We start from the raw sequence: 17,773 nt of genomic DNA, 5'->3' as shown, positions 1-17,773 counted from the left end.
CTGTTTATTTTTTACTGGTTTTGGATCTTGGGTCTTGGTTTTTTGGTGAGTCCTAAGACCTTACAGCCAATACCTAATACCTAGTATATAATTTATACTACTTACAGTGAGCCTAACGCGCTTCTGTTAAGTATGATTCTGTTTTTATTTTCGCCGTCATCGTCATTACAATCATGTAGTGTTCCTGTGGCGTAAATAGTGTTCATTTGGTTGATCGCGCAGAGTAATGCTTTGGTTGTTTTGTGCGATGCCATATAGTCTGGTGCTTCTTTTTTAGATTCTAAAAATTGTTTCCAGGCTTTTTGAATGTGCTTCATGTCATAGTCTTCATCATTGTCAATAATTTGGTATAAATCGGCCTCCGTGAGTTCTTCTGCTATTTCAAATACGGATGCTTCTGCAGCTTCTATTTCGGATGCTACTTCTACGGGTTCCGCAATAATTTCCATGTTTGGTATACCATCAGTTGGATTGGTTATAACTTCTATCTTTTCTACACGTGTCAATGCGCCGTCAATGTGTCCTACCCAACAAATACGTGGTAATATGTGTGCTGGTAATTCTCTACGAATTAAATCTTCCATGAAAATGCGGAAATCAATATTAGAGAATCGCGGCGTATAACCTGGAAATATAATGGTTACTTGATACGAGAATGGATCTATTTTTTTACAGGTATTACATCCATCTAAACATAAAGGCAAGCAGTCATTTAAATCGTCTATTTTTTTGGTGTGATATGGTAAGGTTAAAATGTTTTCTATTAAGTAAAACCCTTCATCAAATACTAAACTATTGATGTATGCAATGGTTTCTCCTAGTCTTTCCTGAGCCGTTTCTAGCGTAGCATAGTAGTGATTGTACTGTCTTCCAACAACTTCTCCTTCTTCATCCACTAATGCGATATAGTATCGTTGCGATTTTGTTTCCGTTTGGCGTAATACGTAATTGTTTTGATTGGTTGCCAATTTCAATACTTCCAACAACTCGTTGATTGCTTGTTGTTTTGATACAAAGTCTTTTTGCGATGATAGAAATACTTTCGAATCACTTTTAATTAACCATCGGTATTCGAAATGAACGCCATCTTTTTCGGTATCACGTTTCAATGTTTCTATACTGATATGATCATTGAATAAATCGCGTCGAGAATAATCGTCTAATCCAGATAAGAGTGCAATTCGTTTTTGAAACCCTGATACATTTTCTGTATCCCATTGTTCTGCACCTCTGTAATTGAAAGCCAATCCACGTTCCGAACTGATTTTGTCATACTCTTTGATGAATCTGTTTTTTGTACTGATGATGTTTGCTTCCACACTGTCTTTGTCTTTCCCAAAGAGTTTGTGCATCGTGTTGGTGTAGTCTTCAAAAACTTCTGCAAAACGCGCAATTAAGTGATTTAAGAGTTCATTTCTGCGCTCGTTGAAATCTTCCAATTTGTCAATGATACTTTCTACATTGTTTTGATACTTTGAATAGTTGTCAAGCAATGTTTCTATTCCGTTGATGCCTTCTACCGCTTTGAAAAAATACGTTTGTTGCAAGTTTTCATCTGCTGCTAAAAGTGTTTTTACATGTTCTAAATGCGAGAAATATGTACTTAATATTTGATCAAAAAAGAGCAAATATCCTTGCAATTGTTTTGCATGTACTTTGCGTTCGTCTGCCACTGTATTGGACAATCCGTATTTAGAAATTCCGTAGTTTTCTGGCAAATGATGTTGTACCGTATTGTATTTGATTTGACTGTACACACCTAATGGCATTGGTAAATCGTCAAATGATTTTTCTGTACTTGCTTTTTCTTCTGCTTCTAATTCTTCTGTGAATTGTGCAACCATTTCTTGGTTCAATCCAACTGGCAAGAAGCCTTTTTTGTATTTGAATGTACTTTGATCGCAAAGTATTGGCAAGTGATTTGGTTCTACACAAATGAGCCAAGGATCACTTTTTGCTGTTATGTTTTGATTGCAATCGCCATCTTCACCGTTTATTTTTGGCGGACAATTGTCAATACTGATGTCTTCTATTAGTTTTACGCCCTCAATTTTCATGATGATGTTCATGATGTCTGATAAGCGTACTTGCGTTCGCAGCTCTGACTTTTGTAATGCTTCTGGCGTTAAGAAACCATTTTCTAAGATTGGACCTTCAAATATTTCATCTGGCGAAAGCCCGCTATCTAACATTTCTGTCAGCGAGTTTGCTTTTACACTTGGTGATAGATACTGCCCTACTTCCCAATTAATGGTAGCGTGTACTTTTTCTTCATTTGCATCATTTTCCAATTGAACTTCTGCACATACACGAATGCATTGTTTTGATATCTTTTTTACCTCTACTAAGTCTTCACAAAGGTTTCTGTTTTCATGATATTTTGTAAAGATGGCAGCAATAATGTCTTCTTCTATATATTCCTCATCATCATCAAAATCGACTAAAATGGTGTATAATCCTTTGATATTGATGGTTTCTGTAGTGTATGCTGAACCTACAAATGGTTCGAAACTGATGCGCGGATTTTCTTCATTACATTCTGCATGCAGTGGTAATGCGTGAATTGCTAACCAACAGTTTTTTACACCTTTGATATCGATGAATAATTTTCTGTAATCTAAAGCTGTTACAGGTCTGCAGGTTAAAATGTTTTTAGCCGATTTGAATTGCTCGTGCATTTTTTCGAAGTTATCTTCTTCGGATGCTACCAAATTTTCAATTGGCTGATCCATGCGCAATCCTAAATCTGTAATGGCATAGCATAACAATTCCATGATCGTAATTCCTGGATCTGTGATGTTGTAATCTGTCCAGATTTTTCGACTGAGATTTTCAATGTATTGCTGTCCCGCATCTCTTAGATGTTGAAAATCCAAGTCGTTTTGATAGCTTACATTGCTCGGTATGGTGATATGTTCGTCTACGTTTAACATTCTACAGTTGTAATAGCGTTAACAGCGTGTGTTTCTGGCACTACTGAGGTTAATATACTTTTTTGATCTGTTGGTATGATTTCATCTTTTTCGTCTCCATCGTGCAACATTTTGAAATCTTTTATATAGTCTACATAGTCTAAATTTTCAATGTAAAAGATGACTTCACTTGCGTATAGTGCATTTCCGAACGAGATCGGTTGATTTTTGTCAAATGCCCAAGGTGACAAGTATTGTGCTAGGTCTTCTTTTAGTTTTTTCGCATAGAAATTAGCGTCTAATCCTTCATAGAATCGTGCATCTAACATAATTTTAACGGGTTCATATACTGGCGACACTACTTTTGCTTTTACATGCAAAGTGTTTAGCTCGTTAATGTAGGTTTCGATAGCATTGAGTTTCGTTTGGCTCAATTTCGGCTTGTATATGTCATATACATTTTGATCGATGATGTTTGGAATGGCAACCAATAATACTTCTCCTGGAGCTTTAAAGCTAGTGCTTGTACTGTGATTAAGACATTTGATTTTGTGTAAATAATTAAACTCTTGGAGTACGAGGTGTTCATAATCCCAAAGTGTAATGGCTCTGTTTTTATGACGTAATCGTTCGCTAACTCTTCGATAAAAATCCAAGTCACTTTCTTTTGGAAAACCATCAAAAGAAGCATACGGTTGCGTTACTTTTTTTACAGTTGCCAAACGGTCTTCTAGTTTGGAAATGGTTTCGGCTGGCATTCCTTTTTCCAAATGTTCTAGGGTATTTTCTTTATTTACAAATTTAACTTCTACTGCTTGCGCATGAATGTTTGTAAATTTTGATACCGTATCATAAGGTTTGGAAATCGTAGCGCGAATCCATAAATAATCTTCTGCAAAGAGCGTATTGTCTCCAAATTGCTTTGGCACTGTAAAGGCTACCAATCCAGCTTTTAAAAAATTGTCCGTTTGGTCTTTGAGTAAATATGCTGGCTTTAGGTTATTCCATGTATTGTTGTGTAAGTATTGCCAAATAACGGTTGCTTTGCTATAGGTTTCAATCGCATCTGGATTTTCAGAACCTTCTTCTATTTGACATAACAGTTGTATGTTTTGATCTGGTATAGCTTTGTCTATTCCAATATATAATTGTCCTCCATCTTCTGGCAAGGCCATTAGTGATAGGTTAGAACGTTTTACTTTGTTGATTCCGAAAGGCAATTCGTGGTATAATTGAACTTCATTTTTAGTCGCTCCAATTTTTTCTACCGTTGTAATTTTTACTGATAGATCTTCCGCAAATGGTGTATACGCCGCATTTGGTAATGCCAATTCGTTTAAGGCATGATAGGTATATATTTTTGGAAACGCATCGTGTAAAAAACTGTTTTGTAAAGACAATTTTATAAAATGATCGTCTGTCTTTTTAGGTACGTATGTTGCGTTTGTCGGTAAAAAATTCTTGAATGTTACACTTGAAAATCCGTTAAACATACGTTGTCCTAATCCGCCTGAAGCTGTCGTTGCTGCTGCTGCATCTGTACCACCACTCGTCGTTTTATCATCAGAATGTGTGTGACGCATTGCGCGCGATTCTTCTTCGGTATGTCTTTTTGATCTTTTATCTCTTCTTCCGTACCATCTTCGATCTCTACTACGTCTGCTTCTTCTTTCGCGATCTGCTATTTCTTTTAACTTTCTTCTGCGTGCAGCTTCTGCTTCATCGGCTTCTTCTTTTGCTACTGCATCTGCCACACTTTCTGTGCGTGTTTTTACTTTTCCAATATAAGTTGCATCTACTTTGAAACGATTTTCTCCATCAATTCCTGTTACTAATTTTGTAGCTGTTCTTGTTTCATCCTTGATTTCATCGTAAACAACTTTGAACGTTTCTGTTGGTTTTAGTTCAATATATTCTTTGATGTATTGTTGATAATGCTTTTGGAAACTATCTGGACGATCTTTCCAACTTAAAGTCAATTCGATATCACTGATACGTTTTCCAATCCATTCATCAGAAGATACTTTAAGACTGGCACGTTTTTTTGCTTGAATTCCAAATGGATAAAATGGATTGTCTGTTTTTACCTTTCCAAGATCGTTTTTTATGGTTAGGTTTTCAGCATAAGATCCTGTCGTTGTAATTGTAATTTCCTTTAATACGGCATTTGCTAGCAATAAGTAGGTATCGTAGGTATCTTCCGAAGTATCTTCTTGCGAGAATAACACACGTACAATTGGATGTGCTGTGTTGTAAGCACCTTCGTGTATTTCTGCATCGTAGTTTGTTATTTTTTCATCGTCTTCAGTCAGTTCAATAACAATTTCTACAGCATTGGTGAGTGTTTGTGCTTTTGTAACGGCCGTAAACGGAAGTGCTACCCAACCTTTTTCTCCTGTATGTTCTATTTTTAAGATGTTGCGTAATTCTTCTCCACTTGGCAATGACGTAAATGCTGCGTTGATTGTAATGGTTCTAACACCTTCTGATAGTAGTAATGATGGTGCACTGAGCGAGAATCCTTTTTTCGCCAAATTGCGTTTATCATCACCAAAAGGCAACCAAGATTTTCCTCCATCTTCAGCTTCTCCTCCTTCTCCATCGGCAGAATCTGCAATGTCAGAAGCATGCCAATTTGATTCGTCTTGATAAGCATAGGTATTGCGCAACTTTGCAATGGTAGCTTTGTTGATTACAATTTCGTCTTCCAGTTTGTAATGAATCGTATTTCCATTACTATCTTTTCCAGCATCTACCTGCGTTTCTTTATCTAAATGTTGTTCGTTTGCGTTTTTAGCTAATTCAAAAATGATGTATGCATGATCTGCTTTTTCGTCGTTTTTCTTGAGTTGTAATACTTCTTTGTAGTAAAAATCAAGATGACGTTGTGTAATTTGATTGAATCGTTCTTTGCTCTTGTTTAATAGTTTTAAGAACGCTATAAATAATGCCAATTGTGGCGTAATGTCTCCTTCTGTATAGGTTTCAATAACTTCTTTAATTTCCTCAGAAGCATTGTGAAACGGTTCCCAAGTTCCGCTTGGAGTTTTGTAATTTTTTTGGTCGAATAATTGTACGTGCTTCGAAAACTCTTCCGCAAAGTTCATCCAATCTTTTACTTCGAATCCCATGAGTTTTACATTCTCAGGATCGAGCAAAGAAAGGTAACGCTCTTGCTGCGTAGTGCCTTCGCGTAACTTTATTAGTGTATTTTCTGTACAATCGCTCATGATTATATGTCTGTTGCTTCAGTTATATAGTAAGGGAATACAATGTTTCTCCTCGTGTTTGTTGCTCGTATTAGATATTCTATTTTGATTAGAAACTTTCCTTCTAAGAAATTTTGTGTGTCTAATGCTATTTTTATGACCTCAACTCTTGGCTCATACAGTATGATGGCTTCTTCAATTCTATTCTTCATAATGGTCATTTGCGTCGCGCTTAGGTTCTCAAATATTTGATCTGTGAGATCGCAACCAAATTTTGGACGCATGACACGTTCGCCACGACGTGTCGTAATGATGGTGTGTAAGCTTTTTTCAATGTCTTCTATATCGGAGATGATTTTTACTTCTCCTTGATTTTTTAGAAACTTTGGCGGAAAATCCCATCCTTTTCCTAAGTATGCTGCTATTGATGAATCCATAGTTTTATCCTATTATTACGGTTGGTTCTCCTAGTATTATACTTCCTCCGTGCGCTGTTGAATCGCCCATTCTTGCGGCTGGCATTCCTTCTATCATTACTGTTCCTGAACCCGCAGCAATGGTGTCTGGTGGACCCGTACATACACACATATCTCCTACTTTTGCGGCTGGCAATCCTCCAATGAGTACTGTTGGTGCTCCTGGTGGCAAAATAGGTCCGCCTACGTGTGGCACAACTCCTGTGACCATTGGACATACATGCATATCTGTTATTCTAGCTGCTGGTGGCATTGTGTTGTTGTTTTAATTTATTTGTACGATTCCGCCTTTTATGGTTGTGCTGGCTGAACCTTCTAAAGTAGCCGTTGCTCCTTCTGCTTTAAATTCTGCGGAAGCGGCCAATTCTATATTAATAGCTTCCATGGTGATGTTTCCTTGCGCTGCTGACATGATGATGTCTTTTGCAGATTCAATCGTAATTCCGTCTGCATTCATCGTAATTATATTACCGTTTTCATCTTGAAGCATGATTACTCCTTCGTCATCGTCAATATTGATGAATTTTTCAGCAGGCGTTTCCAGTTTGATGCTTTTTAGTTCATCGTTCATCGTGATTTTAATCTCACTTTTCGTCTTGATGACTTTTTCAAAATTATCATCCGAATATTCTACAGGTGATACATTGGTATTACTGAATAATGAACCTAATACAACAGCTTGATTTGGATCGTCGTTTAAGAAACCTACCAAGACTTCATTTCCTATTTCTGGTAAAAAGTGTACGCCATATTCTTCTCCTGCATGCATGGTTAATACACGTGCCCAAACGCCTTCTTCATCAGGACTTATGATTGGTAATTTGACTTGTATTCTGTGTTCTTCTTTTGGATCGCCTTCTAAGGCTGAAACTACTCCTATTTGTAAACCGCCAATGGCTGGTAACATTCCTGAAGCTGGTAGTTGACTTACTTCGTAGGTTTCGGCAAACCATTCTGGATTTAATCCAAATTCTATGGTTGTGAGCCAGTTTCCATCCGTAATTGTGCTGTGTACACCACATACAAATACATCTCCATTGAAGCGATCGCTCATTCCTGCAAGTGTGATTACCGAACCTGGCAGAACTAATTCAGTTCCTTGCACTTTTACAGTTCCGCATATTTTAGCCAACTGTTGATACATACTTTTAGATTCTGCCCACGATGTCAATATTTCATCTGGAATGTCTCCCGTATGTGTGAGTGTAACCGTATTTGCTCCTGCGGCTTCTGCCAATGCTCCTGAGTCAAGATTTCCTGCTGTGTTTAGTCCGCTATTGCTTGCCGTTTTGGTCACTAATTCTTGATTTGAATAGTTCCAAGCAGATGCTTCAAATGCATCATACTGATTTCGGGCATCAATTTCTGCTTCAAAAGAGAATACATTGTCTCCAAATGTTGCTGTAAATACACTTCCGCTTAGCGTTGGTGCTTCTATCGTGATTTCTCCATCTTGCACAAAACACAACATGTTATTGACTTGCGCTCTGCACTGAATAAAATCCCAATCCGTAGCTTGGTATTGTACAATTTCATGATGCGTATGTGAGGTCGAAGTCATGGAACCACTGAGTCCATTTTCGCTAATAATATCACTTACAACATCACTTTCTGTAGCTTCATAAAAGATTTTGTTTTTACGTGCTTGCGTCATTTTGAAGGCTTCATCTTTGCATTCAATAATCAGATAGTTTGTTGTATTATTTGATTTGATTGAATGTTTGGTGATGATTCCTTTGAAAAGCGTTTTATCATCAAAATCGTAACCTCCTTTTATATGAATTTTTTCTCCTGGCGCAAATGATGCAGCGTTGCTTGCTTCAAATTCTTGTGTTACGCTGTCTCCATCTACAATTACTAAGGTTGCTGTTGGAATGCGATTGCAAGTACGTTCTACCGTAATGGTTTTTACGCCATATGTTGCACTTACTTCTTCTTCCGCATCTCCGATAAGTACCGTAAACGTGACTAAGTTTTGTTGATCTGTCGATATGTCGCCGACTAAACTCATGCGCTTTGCGTTTTATTTAATGGTGGAAAAAATAATTCAGTTCCTGGTTCTATATTTCTAAAATTGAGCAAGTTGTTTACTCTCGCTACTTCTAAATAGTATTTTGGATCTCCGTAGATTCGATAGCTCATTAGTGGCAACGTATCACCTTCTTGCACACGTCGTATGTGTGTTAAATCGGGCGATTGTTTGTTTACTGCTGCTTCACGAAGTACATCTGCCGTACTATCTTTACACGTAAGTGTGGCAACTGCGCGAATTGGATATCCTTTGGTGTTGAATAGTTTGTAATCGATATCTAGTTTTATGAGAAAGCATTTAAGATTTAATGATCCCCATGCAACTTCTAGCTCATACGGTTTATGCATTTCGCCTTTGTATGTGACTAGTTCTTTTATTTTATCGATTTCGGTTACAACATTCTTTTCACTGGCTTCATCATCTTGAAATGGATTGAATCCTGCAATGTCATCCGCAATACTGTTGAGCGTATCTGTTAGGTTTAAGTCTACAATTTCAAAGATTCCGGTAGCATCAAATAGTAATTTGAACGTAAAATCGCCTGGTTTTACTTTGACAAATTTTGGTGTTTTACCACTTGAGTTTGCTTCTTGATCTTGATTATACTCAACAGAGAATGTTTCCTTGTATCCTTCAGGATTGATCGCTACTTTAATGGGATCACCAACTCTGTTGCTTTTGTCATCAAGCTTGTATATGAGCATTTTTTCTAATTCTCCAAGTATAGACATAGTTAGCGTTCTTTTTTGTTAGTGATCATTTTTGAAACTGTTGTCATGATTTCATGAGACGTCCAATTGGAGCGTTCTTCTTTGACCAATGACATTTCTTCCTCTTTTTGAGCGTTGACATTTACTTTGATTCGCAAATTTTTTATTTCGATTCCCATTATATTAGATCTCCTACTGATAAAAGTTTAAAATAATCATACTTCAACTCTAAGGTTTCTATAAGTATGCTTTGCGTTTCTGCGTTAAATTCTCCCAATTCATATTTGATAGGATAGGCTCCAACAACATTCCAAGTTTTGATAGGAATGTGATTTTCGCTTAGCAATACAACGATTAGATTTAAGCGTTTGAATTCGAATTTTTCATACGCATCTTCACACCATTTTGCTATGGACGATGGTACACTTTTGAGTCCTCTTTTGAGCGTAAGCGTGCTAAATTTTAATCCTTTTGGTATTTCGTGAACATATCTGTTTTCTCCACCTTCTGCGTAGCTTTCTGTTTCTACAGTAACACTTAGACCTGATACTGACTGAAAACTCATGTCAACAGGATTTGGTAAGAGTCCATTGAAATAGACTACAAAGTGAAAACCAGAAACTGGATATTTAAAACTGTCAAAAAGTGCCATAGTTTGGATTATCCTTCGTTGCTAATTTCTATACGCTCGTGTGCTAAGGTCAATGTTTCGATAGCGACTTCGTTTGATTCCCCTTTTAAGTCGGTAGATTGAATTTTTTTCGCCCAAGCGTTCAATACTTTCCAAACAACTACTGGTGCGTGTTCTTCATCTAGTAAACTGATGGTGATATCGCGACGCTCTGCTTTGTTAAGCTTGTTCGTTTTCATCCACTCGTAAAATTCGTTATCGCCTTTAAACACACCTCTTTTGAGTACAATATCTGTGTATTTTACCATTCCTGGCATGTTGAGTTTGCTATATTCTGGACTTGATCCTTCTCGGTATTCTAACATTTCGAATTCCATATCGAGTCCTGATACTTCTTGAAAACCGATTTTAGTTCCTCCCCATTCTACTTGGAAGTGAAACTTTGGTAATGGATATGACATAGTTTTATGTTTTTAATGAGTTATTTCTTCTTGTTTTGTTGTAATAATCAATTATGATTCTTGCATTTTGTGAGAGAACTTCAATACGATGAATTCTGCTGGACGTACTACTGCCATTCCTATTTCTACATTCATGATACCGTTTAAAATATCGTCTGCCGTCATGGTTTGATTCAATCCAACTTTTACATAGTATGCATCGTCTGTAGTTGCTCCTGCTAATGCTCCAGCTTTCCATTGATTGGTTAAGAAGTTTTCAATCATTGATCGGATACGAACCCATGTGTTAGCGTCATTTGCTTCAAATACAAATTGATCACTTGCTTTTTTCACAGATTCTTCTACCATGTTGAAGAAGCGTCTTACTGAAATATATCTCCATTCGTTGTCATTTCCGGCCAACGTTCTTGCTCCCCAAATTAGGATTCCTTTTCCTGTGAACGAACGAATTGCATTGATTGATTTTCCTGCAGTTGTATCGACATTTAAACCATCTTGAATATCGTTTGTAATGCGAACTGTTGGTTTCACTACATAGTTTAATCCTTCATTCGCTGGCGCTTTCCATACACCTCTAGTACTATCTACTCTAGCGTATACTCCGGCAGCAGCTGAACTTGGCGGCAATTCCATTGGTAAGTTATTGATAGCCGTTTTTATTTTATTATAGGTAGCATTGTCAAGCGTTTCTACTTCTGCTAATGTTTTTCCGTTTAAGATTCCTGCGCTTCCTCCTGCAGTTACAATTGTATCAATTGCTGTGATGATTGCTGCGATTCTGGCATCTATTTCTGTTGCAATATCAAGAGTATCTACGCTTGCATTTGCACTTGTTCCTGCTGCATCTGCCTCCGTTTGATCTGCTGCTGCGCTTAAGCTATCTTTATTTCCTTCTAAGCTTACAATTCCACTACGAACATGCGATGTAATTACCGTGTCTAAAGCATTTACAGCGGCATTTACTGCTGCAGTATCTGCTGGAACCGAAGAAGCATCTGCAGCATCTCTACCTGCATCTACTAGTTTTTCAGCTTCTGAAATTACATTTTCTAAATGAGCAATAATAGCATCGACTCCATTGATTACATCTGGCACTAATGCTAATGCTCCTGAATCATCTGAAGCTCCTGCTACTGCTGTAATGGCAGCTTCCATGGTAGCTTCTAAAGCAGCTAAAACTCCATCTGTTGTATATCCTTCTAACACATCTTTAGCAGCATTTGCTTTTGCTTGTGCAATTGGCGCTGGTGAACTTCCTCCAGTATGTACTACTGAAATTCCTGTTTCGCTAATTACATAGTTTAGAATGGTTTCTAAGTGTGGATAGTAAGCAGCTCCATATTTTACGAAGTCTTTTCCTAAGCTGATTCCACTACGTAATGCTGCAACATTTGGATCTGTTGATGTAGAACCGTCATAGCTTAATGTATCGATGATGGTAAATCTGTCTTGTAGTTTGTTGCATTGTGTTAATGCATCGTTGTACAATCCGTAAAATGTATTTGTATCAATGCCATCTGCTCTAGTTAAATCAGGAAATAAAAGTAATGTTGGTTCGTCAACTTTTGCTACTTCATCCAATCCTGCTTTCAATGCTACTGTATCTGCAATAGTTGCTACTGCACTTTCAGCATCTGCCAATTCACTTCCATAACGTCCTACAGAAACAATGTAACATGGTCCTCCGCCATTGGCAAAGTATAATTGCATTGAATAGTACATTATAAAAGGTTGCTTTGCTGAAGGTTGTGTTACCGCAATTGTTTTGTTGTTATCTGAATCTTCTGTTACCGTTACACTGATGGTTGTTTCAGCTTTGGCACCACCAAAGAAACGTTCGTATTCTAGTAAAGATGTAATTCGTGTAGGAATGTTGTTTAGATCTCCTGGAAGCTTATTGGTTGCTTTTTCAGTATATCCAATAAATGCAGGTATAGCCGTTTCAACTTGCGCTACGGAAGGTGGAAATTTTACAATTTCCTCTACGTAAACTCCTGGTGTTTTTAATGTACTAGGCATAATATTTATGATTTAAAAGTTTTGTTAGTATTTAATTAAAATGTAATTCGACATTAACGCTATTGTTATGAGTATCTATGGATTAAGATTGACTTCAAACGCCAATGAAACTGGCGTCGTGATGTTTGTATCTTTTATGTTGAGTTGCAAAATTGCATCGGGTTGTATTCGTTCGTTTACCGTGGTATCTTCTGTTATGGTTCCTTGTAAATCGGTGGCACTGTATACTACAAAGTCGCGCAATGCTAAGTTGTTCCAATCGGTATCATTTTTATATTCTTTATCGGCGACAGCATAAAATTCCAAATCAAAATCAACTACATCTGGCAACCAGTTTGAATACGTAGGATTTGGAGTTGTTGACACATATCCGACAATTCGTTGATCAGTAACTTCATCTTCATCAATCATAAAAACTTCATCGACTGTTTGCGCTACAAACTCTTCTTGTTTTTTATAAAGAAGCACAAAACCTTCGGGAATCTTTTTCACCACAAGTTTGTATTTTTGGATGAGTGCTTCAGAAGTTTTACTTGGGTAGATTTTCACATAGTTTTGTGCTTCCAACTCGTTTTCATGGTTTAATCTCACCGTGGTTAATGGTACGTATATGTAGCTGAATCTACTCATAGTGTTTTTCTTCTCCTCCAATGGTTGTGATTACTGATGCTAGTTTTTCTATGTCTCTTTCGAGCGCAGATACTCTTGCTTTGTAGAGTATACTAGGTATTTGTTTCCCTCCTAACATTCCCCAAATATTATTGAGTTGTTCAAAACTTGGCGAACATAGTTCCATATTGAGTTCTATATCGTCTTCATCTGCTGTAAAAGCAAACTTTTTTAAATGCTGAAAATATTTGACTGTTTTGTATATGACTGCTACTGCTTTGTCATATTGTAATGTGCAAGAGAATAGTAAGTAATAGTTGAGATGAATTTTTGGAAAACGTTTGTCGAGTTTGAAAGTTCCTCCATTTTCTACCAATCGTTTGTTCGGAAAGTTTTTTAAGGTACTTTCTTCTTCTATACGCACAATGGTTATTAGTAAATTATCTCCTTCTATATCACTTTCGTCCGATTGAATATCGCCCACATTTTGTGCTCCTAATTTGACAGTGATTCCTGCCAAAGTATTAATATAGGTTACGAGCCCATCTGCGTTTAGCTTATCTACGAATTTATTAATCATTTTCCCCTTATTGATTACGAAAACAAATCTATGTATAGTAATGACGATTTAGTAGAGTCAATTCGCTAATTTGACACAGGAAAAACACGCTTTTAAATTCAGTGTAAAAAATTAAGTTATTAAGGAAAAACACCCTTTTAAGAATTTATAAGAAGTAATATTTAATGAGATATCAAAAAAAACCAAGCCGTAAAGCTTGGTTTTTTAATTCTTATGATGAACTAACTATCTTGGTCCGCCACCACATGGTTCGTATTTACAACATTCCCACCAAGAACCTTCACAATATTTCACACATTTTCTACACGGATCGCATTCTGTAGGACATGGGTGCGTAAAATCATAAGCTTTGCCTGCTGTAGAAGCATCTGTACTTTTATTTATGAGTAGATTTCCTTTTTTGTCTTTCCCAATAAATACAGTTGTCATTTTTTGCTTTTTGTTTTTTCCTAAAAACAACGCCAAAGAATGAATGTTATGAGTTGTTAACATGCGTTTTACTACCATCACGTCTAATCCGAAACGTTCTACACGTTGCCCTTCTTGATCTAACGCTGCTTCAAAGTTATCATACGCCTTTTCCATAGAAGTTATATATTCATAAGCATCTGTGTTTTCTAAGATATGATTGAATCCTTGTACATCATCTAATGGAATGTTTCCGATTTTATGGAATATTGATAAATCAGCTTTGTATGTATCTTTTCCTATAATTTGGGAAGATACCTGTGCTTTTATTTCTCCAGTTTCTCTTTGTTCTCCTGTAGCTGTAAATGTGATTTGATTGTTTTCATTGAGTCCAAGATCAAACCAAATATAGGTTACATCTTCTGTATGTATGAGTTTTTCTAATGCATTTACATCAAAATCATAATGGGAGATTTTCTTTTGATTTTGAACAATTTCCTTTGAGATTTTAGCTGCAACCCATTTTGATTTTTGAGTTTGAGCTAGCAATTCGGTTTTCAGAGTAGTTTCTGTCGTTTCTTTTAATTCTTCCGAACAAGCGTAGAAAAATAGTCCTGCTAGAAAAATCATGAAAAATCTTTTCTTCATAATGAATAATTTAAATTTATAAATCTTTTTTCAGCAAGTACAAGCTCACTGTGTTTTAAAGATCCTTTTTAATCTAAATATTCACAATACAGAATATATATACGTTTCGATAGAATTAAAATTTGTGGCTATCTTTTGTAAATTCGAATTTTAAGCCACTACGAATTGAATTTATTTTTTGATACTAATTTCTTTTTGAATGACTTCCCAAAGTGCTTCTGTTACTTTTTCGGGCGTTTCATCACCATTTACCGACACAATATTTTCTTCTTGCTTTAGTTTTTCAAACGCTCGCATGTATTGCGTTTGTACTGCTTTTAGATTGTCCAACGTTTCATAAATTTCAATTGTTTCTCTGTTGGCATTGATACGTTTCATGGCCACTTCTGGAGAAACATCGACAAATATGTTTACCGTAGGTTTTAAGATTTCTGCCGCCATTTTGTTGGACGAAATTACCCAATCCATATCTAAATGCGCTCCGTGATACGCGTAGGAAGAAAAGTAATAACGATCTGTAATAACAATATATCCTTCTGCTAGTTTTTTGAGAATTCCTTGTGTTTCATGTAGCAAATGATCCAACCTGTCCGCAGCAAATAAAGCCGCAATTACTTTTTCATCTGCTTTTTCTTTTCCGCCAAGAATCGAACGAATCATTTTACCAATACGCATGTCAGTTGGTTCAAATGTGAGATAGACTTTGTGTCCGTCTGCTTCTAATCGTTTGGCAATGTTTTTAGCTTGTGTACTTTTTCCACTTCCATCAATACCTTCTATAGCAATGAATATGTTGTTCTTCATGTAAATGTTACTTGTAGGCTTCAAAAGTAAAGATAATATTCTGGATATTCATAGCGTGTAGAAAATAACATCATGAATATATTTGTTATTTTCTATCGTGATAAGTTTATTACAAAATTGTCAATACGTAGCGATTAAAAATCAGGTGATAATTCTATGAGCTTTTTTTGAATTCCATAAATTACCAAACCTGCTACATTTTTAGATTCTGTTTTTAGTAATAAGTTATTTCGATGTCCTTCTACTGTTCGCGGACTGATAAAGAGTTTATCCGCTATTTCGTTGGTGGTATATTGATTGCAGATGAGTTCTAATATTTCTTTTTCACGCTTTGTGAGGAGATTGTTATCTAAGTCGCTTTTGATGCGTTTGCTTTTGGCAGATAATAGGTTTTCATGAATAATTTTTAACACACGTTCATCATAATAGAAGCCTTTGTCATACACTTCATTGATAGTATGTACTACTACTTTTGGGGATGTATTTTTGAGTAGATAAGAAGAAGCTCCAACATCTATCATGTTTGTAATAAATGATTTACCATCGTAACTTGTGACTGCTATGACTTTGATTTCGGGATACTCTTTTTGTAGAATTTTTGTGCTTTCAACACCATTGAGTAATGGCATTTTTAAGTCCATTAGTATTACATCTGGCTTTTCGGTTGCTACTTTTAACTTTTCTATTAAGTCCGCGCCATTTTCGGCTTCAAAAATAATTTCAAAGTTTTTTATACGTGTTAGTATAAACGACATTCCTGCCCTAAACAGAGCTTCGTCGTCAGCAATGGCTATTTTTATAATTGGTGTATCCATGATTTGGTGTATTTATATGGTAATTTCTACTTTTACTCCTTTTTGGTCTTCGCTATGATAGCTAATTTCTCCTTGTAGTAAAGATACTCTACTTTCTATGTTTCGCAACCCTAATCCTTTCTGTTCTCCAATTTTTTTGGTGTCAAATCCTAAACCATCATCTTTATAATATAAAAATAAGTTCGCTGCTTTCGGATTAAAATTTAATTCTATTTCTTTTGCTTTTCCATGACGCATGGAATTATTCATAAGTTCTTGCACTATTCTAAAGACATGCAATTCATTATCTTTTGCAAGTCTTCCTGCTTTGTAATCGATTTTTGAGAAGACTTTTACTTTTTTACTGTTGCTAAATTCATCACACAATTCTTCTAAAGCTGCGCCAAGTCCAAACTTTTCGAGAATTGGTGGTAATAAGTTATGTGCAATTTTACGCGAACTTTCAATCGTTTTATTGGTTACATTTAGCACATGCGTAATAATTTCATCGGTTTCTTGCTCTGTAACATTTTCTTCTTCTAGTAAAAAATTTGCACTTAATGCTACCACATTTAATTTGGCACTAATAGCATCGTGTAGATCTTGCGCAATACGATTACGTTCCACCTCTTGCGCTACAATTGTAGCTTTGAGCATTTCTTTTTGATGATTGAGTTCTAATGTTTTCTTTTCGAGTTCTTTTTGAATAATTTTTTTTCGTGACAAATAGAAAAACAGAATCAGTGTTAATCCCATAACCAACAGAAGAATTACGCCAAAAATAACGACTGTAATGACTCCAATATCTTCTAAAAAAGGTGAATCCATTAAAATTGTTTTAAACTATTTTTCTTCTTTTTTCTATCCACAAACCATTGTATCAATATGATAATTTGAAAGACTAAAAATATTATTGCATTAAGTATCCATAAAGCACTCTCTATCTTTGGATCTAACTTTAAGCCAACATTTGCAATTGAAAATATTAATATGGTACCCAAAAGGTAAATCAATATTCCGCTATTGACTAAATACAACTTAAGCTCCTTATCTCCAATATGATAGAAAAAATAGGTAATTGCATATGATATAAGGATCGTTGATGTAGCAATAATTCCTATAGTATTGTAATTAAAAAATAAATCAGGAGTCCGAGTATATTGGACTCCTAATATTATTGATACAATTAATAATATTATTAAAATATATTTTCTTTGATTTTGCGTTTCAAATATTGCATGATAAAATAGACTCAACATTATAAACTGCGCAATCATATATGTATGCGCCAAAAAAGTATTATCTATTTCTAATTCAAAAAAAATAGTAACAATACTTTGGTTTATTGCCATTAACAATAAATAAATGGCAAAATACTTGTACGCCAAATCTTTTGATATCGCATGCTTTGAATACAGTATTGCATTCAATAGTAAAACTATTGTAGAGCCATCAGAAAATATATCTAATAATGACATAA

17 protein-coding genes are annotated in these 17,773 nt (G+C 35.8%); all 17 read right to left on the bottom strand.

Translation table 11 applies throughout. From position 1 onward, the window contains the following. Positions 1-101: 101 nt before the first annotated feature. Positions 102-2,933, bottom strand: a complete 2,832-nt coding sequence (locus Q0845_RS08665; RefSeq protein WP_298511792.1) for a hypothetical protein — start codon at positions 2,931-2,933, stop codon at positions 102-104. After that, positions 2,927-6,142 carry a hypothetical protein gene (locus tag Q0845_RS08660; protein ID WP_298511790.1) on the bottom strand — a complete coding sequence of 1,072 codons (3,216 nt, stop codon included), beginning with the start codon at positions 6,140-6,142 and terminating at the stop codon, positions 2,927-2,929. The genes Q0845_RS08665 and Q0845_RS08660 overlap by 7 nt, the downstream gene beginning before the upstream one ends. A 2-nt stretch (positions 6,143-6,144) precedes the next feature. Continuing rightward, positions 6,145-6,558, bottom strand: a complete 414-nt coding sequence (locus Q0845_RS08655; RefSeq protein ID WP_298511788.1) for a GPW/gp25 family protein — start codon at positions 6,556-6,558, stop codon at positions 6,145-6,147. A 4-nt stretch (positions 6,559-6,562) separates the two neighbouring features. Beyond that, positions 6,563-6,850: a PAAR domain-containing protein gene (locus tag Q0845_RS08650; RefSeq protein WP_298511786.1), complete on the bottom strand. Its 288-nt coding sequence runs from the start codon at positions 6,848-6,850 to the stop codon at positions 6,563-6,565. A 12-nt stretch (positions 6,851-6,862) separates the two neighbouring features. After that, positions 6,863-8,608, bottom strand: a complete 1,746-nt coding sequence (gene vgrG, locus Q0845_RS08645; protein ID WP_298511784.1) for a type VI secretion system tip protein VgrG — start codon at positions 8,606-8,608, stop codon at positions 6,863-6,865. After that, positions 8,605-9,360 (bottom strand): LysM peptidoglycan-binding domain-containing protein, encoded by a 756-nt coding sequence (locus Q0845_RS08640; RefSeq protein ID WP_298511782.1) that lies wholly within the window; start codon positions 9,358-9,360, stop codon positions 8,605-8,607. The genes vgrG and Q0845_RS08640 overlap by 4 nt, the downstream gene beginning before the upstream one ends. Positions 9,361-9,362: 2 nt before the next feature. Then, the gene (locus tag Q0845_RS08635; RefSeq protein ID WP_298511780.1) at positions 9,363-9,518 is read right to left on the bottom strand and encodes a hypothetical protein; all 156 of its coding nucleotides are present in this window, start codon (positions 9,516-9,518) and stop codon (positions 9,363-9,365) included. After that, positions 9,518-9,991, bottom strand: coding sequence for a phage tail protein (locus Q0845_RS08630; protein WP_298511778.1), 474 nt, complete (start codon positions 9,989-9,991; stop codon positions 9,518-9,520). The genes Q0845_RS08635 and Q0845_RS08630 overlap by 1 nt, the downstream gene beginning before the upstream one ends. A gap of 8 nt (positions 9,992-9,999) precedes the next feature. Then, entirely contained in the window at positions 10,000-10,431 is a 432-nt protein-coding gene (locus Q0845_RS08625; protein ID WP_298511776.1) for a phage tail protein, read from the bottom strand. Between the two features lie 51 nt (positions 10,432-10,482). After that, entirely contained in the window at positions 10,483-12,450 is a 1,968-nt protein-coding gene (locus Q0845_RS08620) for a phage tail sheath C-terminal domain-containing protein (protein WP_298511774.1), read from the bottom strand. 75 nt (positions 12,451-12,525) lie between these two features. After that, on the bottom strand, positions 12,526-13,080 hold the full coding sequence (locus Q0845_RS08615; RefSeq protein ID WP_298511772.1) for a hypothetical protein: 555 nt from the start codon (positions 13,078-13,080) through the stop codon (positions 12,526-12,528). Continuing rightward, the gene (locus Q0845_RS08610; RefSeq protein ID WP_298511770.1) at positions 13,073-13,639 is read right to left on the bottom strand and encodes a Pvc16 family protein; all 567 of its coding nucleotides are present in this window, start codon (positions 13,637-13,639) and stop codon (positions 13,073-13,075) included. Before Q0845_RS08610 ends, Q0845_RS08615 begins: the two co-directional genes overlap by 8 nt. Positions 13,640-13,864: 225 nt before the next feature. Beyond that, entirely contained in the window at positions 13,865-14,695 is an 831-nt protein-coding gene (locus tag Q0845_RS08605; protein WP_298511768.1) for a hypothetical protein, read from the bottom strand. 171 nt (positions 14,696-14,866) lie between these two features. Continuing rightward, positions 14,867-15,499: a dTMP kinase gene (tmk, locus tag Q0845_RS08600; protein ID WP_298511766.1), complete on the bottom strand. Its 633-nt coding sequence runs from the start codon at positions 15,497-15,499 to the stop codon at positions 14,867-14,869. Between the two features lie 134 nt (positions 15,500-15,633). Further along, entirely contained in the window at positions 15,634-16,314 is a 681-nt protein-coding gene (locus tag Q0845_RS08595) for a response regulator transcription factor (RefSeq protein ID WP_298511764.1), read from the bottom strand. A gap of 12 nt (positions 16,315-16,326) precedes the next feature. After that, positions 16,327-17,121, bottom strand: coding sequence for a sensor histidine kinase (locus tag Q0845_RS08590; RefSeq protein ID WP_298511762.1), 795 nt, complete (start codon positions 17,119-17,121; stop codon positions 16,327-16,329). Then, positions 17,121-17,771, bottom strand: coding sequence for a hypothetical protein (locus Q0845_RS08585; RefSeq protein WP_298511760.1), 651 nt, complete (start codon positions 17,769-17,771; stop codon positions 17,121-17,123). The genes Q0845_RS08590 and Q0845_RS08585 overlap by 1 nt, the downstream gene beginning before the upstream one ends. Between the last annotated feature and the right edge of the window lie 2 nt (positions 17,772-17,773).

The organism is uncultured Kordia sp. (assembly GCF_947489565.1).
Classification (GTDB): Bacteria; Bacteroidota; Bacteroidia; order Flavobacteriales; family Flavobacteriaceae; genus Kordia.
The sequence above is the reverse complement of the archived record's forward strand: the minus strand, read 5'-3'. Positions and strand labels throughout refer to the sequence as shown.

Bases quoted from the DNA above. Each gene is read 5' to 3' on its own strand.
- Q0845_RS08665 (WP_298511792.1), bottom strand. From the start codon at position 2,933: ATGTTAAACGTAGACGAACATATCACCATACCGAGCAATGTAAGCTAT.
- Q0845_RS08660 (WP_298511790.1), bottom strand. From the start codon at position 6,142: ATGAGCGATTGTACAGAAAATACACTAATAAAGTTACGCGAAGGCACT.
- Q0845_RS08655 (WP_298511788.1), bottom strand. From the start codon at position 6,558: ATGGATTCATCAATAGCAGCATACTTAGGAAAAGGATGGGATTTTCCG.
- Q0845_RS08650 (WP_298511786.1), bottom strand. From the start codon at position 6,850: ATGCCACCAGCAGCTAGAATAACAGATATGCATGTATGTCCAATGGTC.
- vgrG (WP_298511784.1), bottom strand. From the start codon at position 8,608: ATGAGTTTAGTCGGCGACATATCGACAGATCAACAAAACTTAGTCACG.
- Q0845_RS08640 (WP_298511782.1), bottom strand. From the start codon at position 9,360: ATGTCTATACTTGGAGAATTAGAAAAAATGCTCATATACAAGCTTGAT.
- Q0845_RS08635 (WP_298511780.1), bottom strand. From the start codon at position 9,518: ATGGGAATCGAAATAAAAAATTTGCGAATCAAAGTAAATGTCAACGCT.
- Q0845_RS08630 (WP_298511778.1), bottom strand. From the start codon at position 9,991: ATGGCACTTTTTGACAGTTTTAAATATCCAGTTTCTGGTTTTCACTTT.
- Q0845_RS08625 (WP_298511776.1), bottom strand. From the start codon at position 10,431: ATGTCATATCCATTACCAAAGTTTCACTTCCAAGTAGAATGGGGAGGA.
- Q0845_RS08620 (WP_298511774.1), bottom strand. From the start codon at position 12,450: ATGCCTAGTACATTAAAAACACCAGGAGTTTACGTAGAGGAAATTGTA.
- Q0845_RS08615 (WP_298511772.1), bottom strand. From the start codon at position 13,080: ATGAGTAGATTCAGCTACATATACGTACCATTAACCACGGTGAGATTA.
- Q0845_RS08610 (WP_298511770.1), bottom strand. From the start codon at position 13,639: ATGATTAATAAATTCGTAGATAAGCTAAACGCAGATGGGCTCGTAACC.
- Q0845_RS08605 (WP_298511768.1), bottom strand. From the start codon at position 14,695: ATGAAGAAAAGATTTTTCATGATTTTTCTAGCAGGACTATTTTTCTAC.
- tmk (WP_298511766.1), bottom strand. From the start codon at position 15,499: ATGAAGAACAACATATTCATTGCTATAGAAGGTATTGATGGAAGTGGA.
- Q0845_RS08595 (WP_298511764.1), bottom strand. From the start codon at position 16,314: ATGGATACACCAATTATAAAAATAGCCATTGCTGACGACGAAGCTCTG.
- Q0845_RS08590 (WP_298511762.1), bottom strand. From the start codon at position 17,121: ATGGATTCACCTTTTTTAGAAGATATTGGAGTCATTACAGTCGTTATT.
- Q0845_RS08585 (WP_298511760.1), bottom strand. From the start codon at position 17,771: ATGTCATTATTAGATATATTTTCTGATGGCTCTACAATAGTTTTACTA.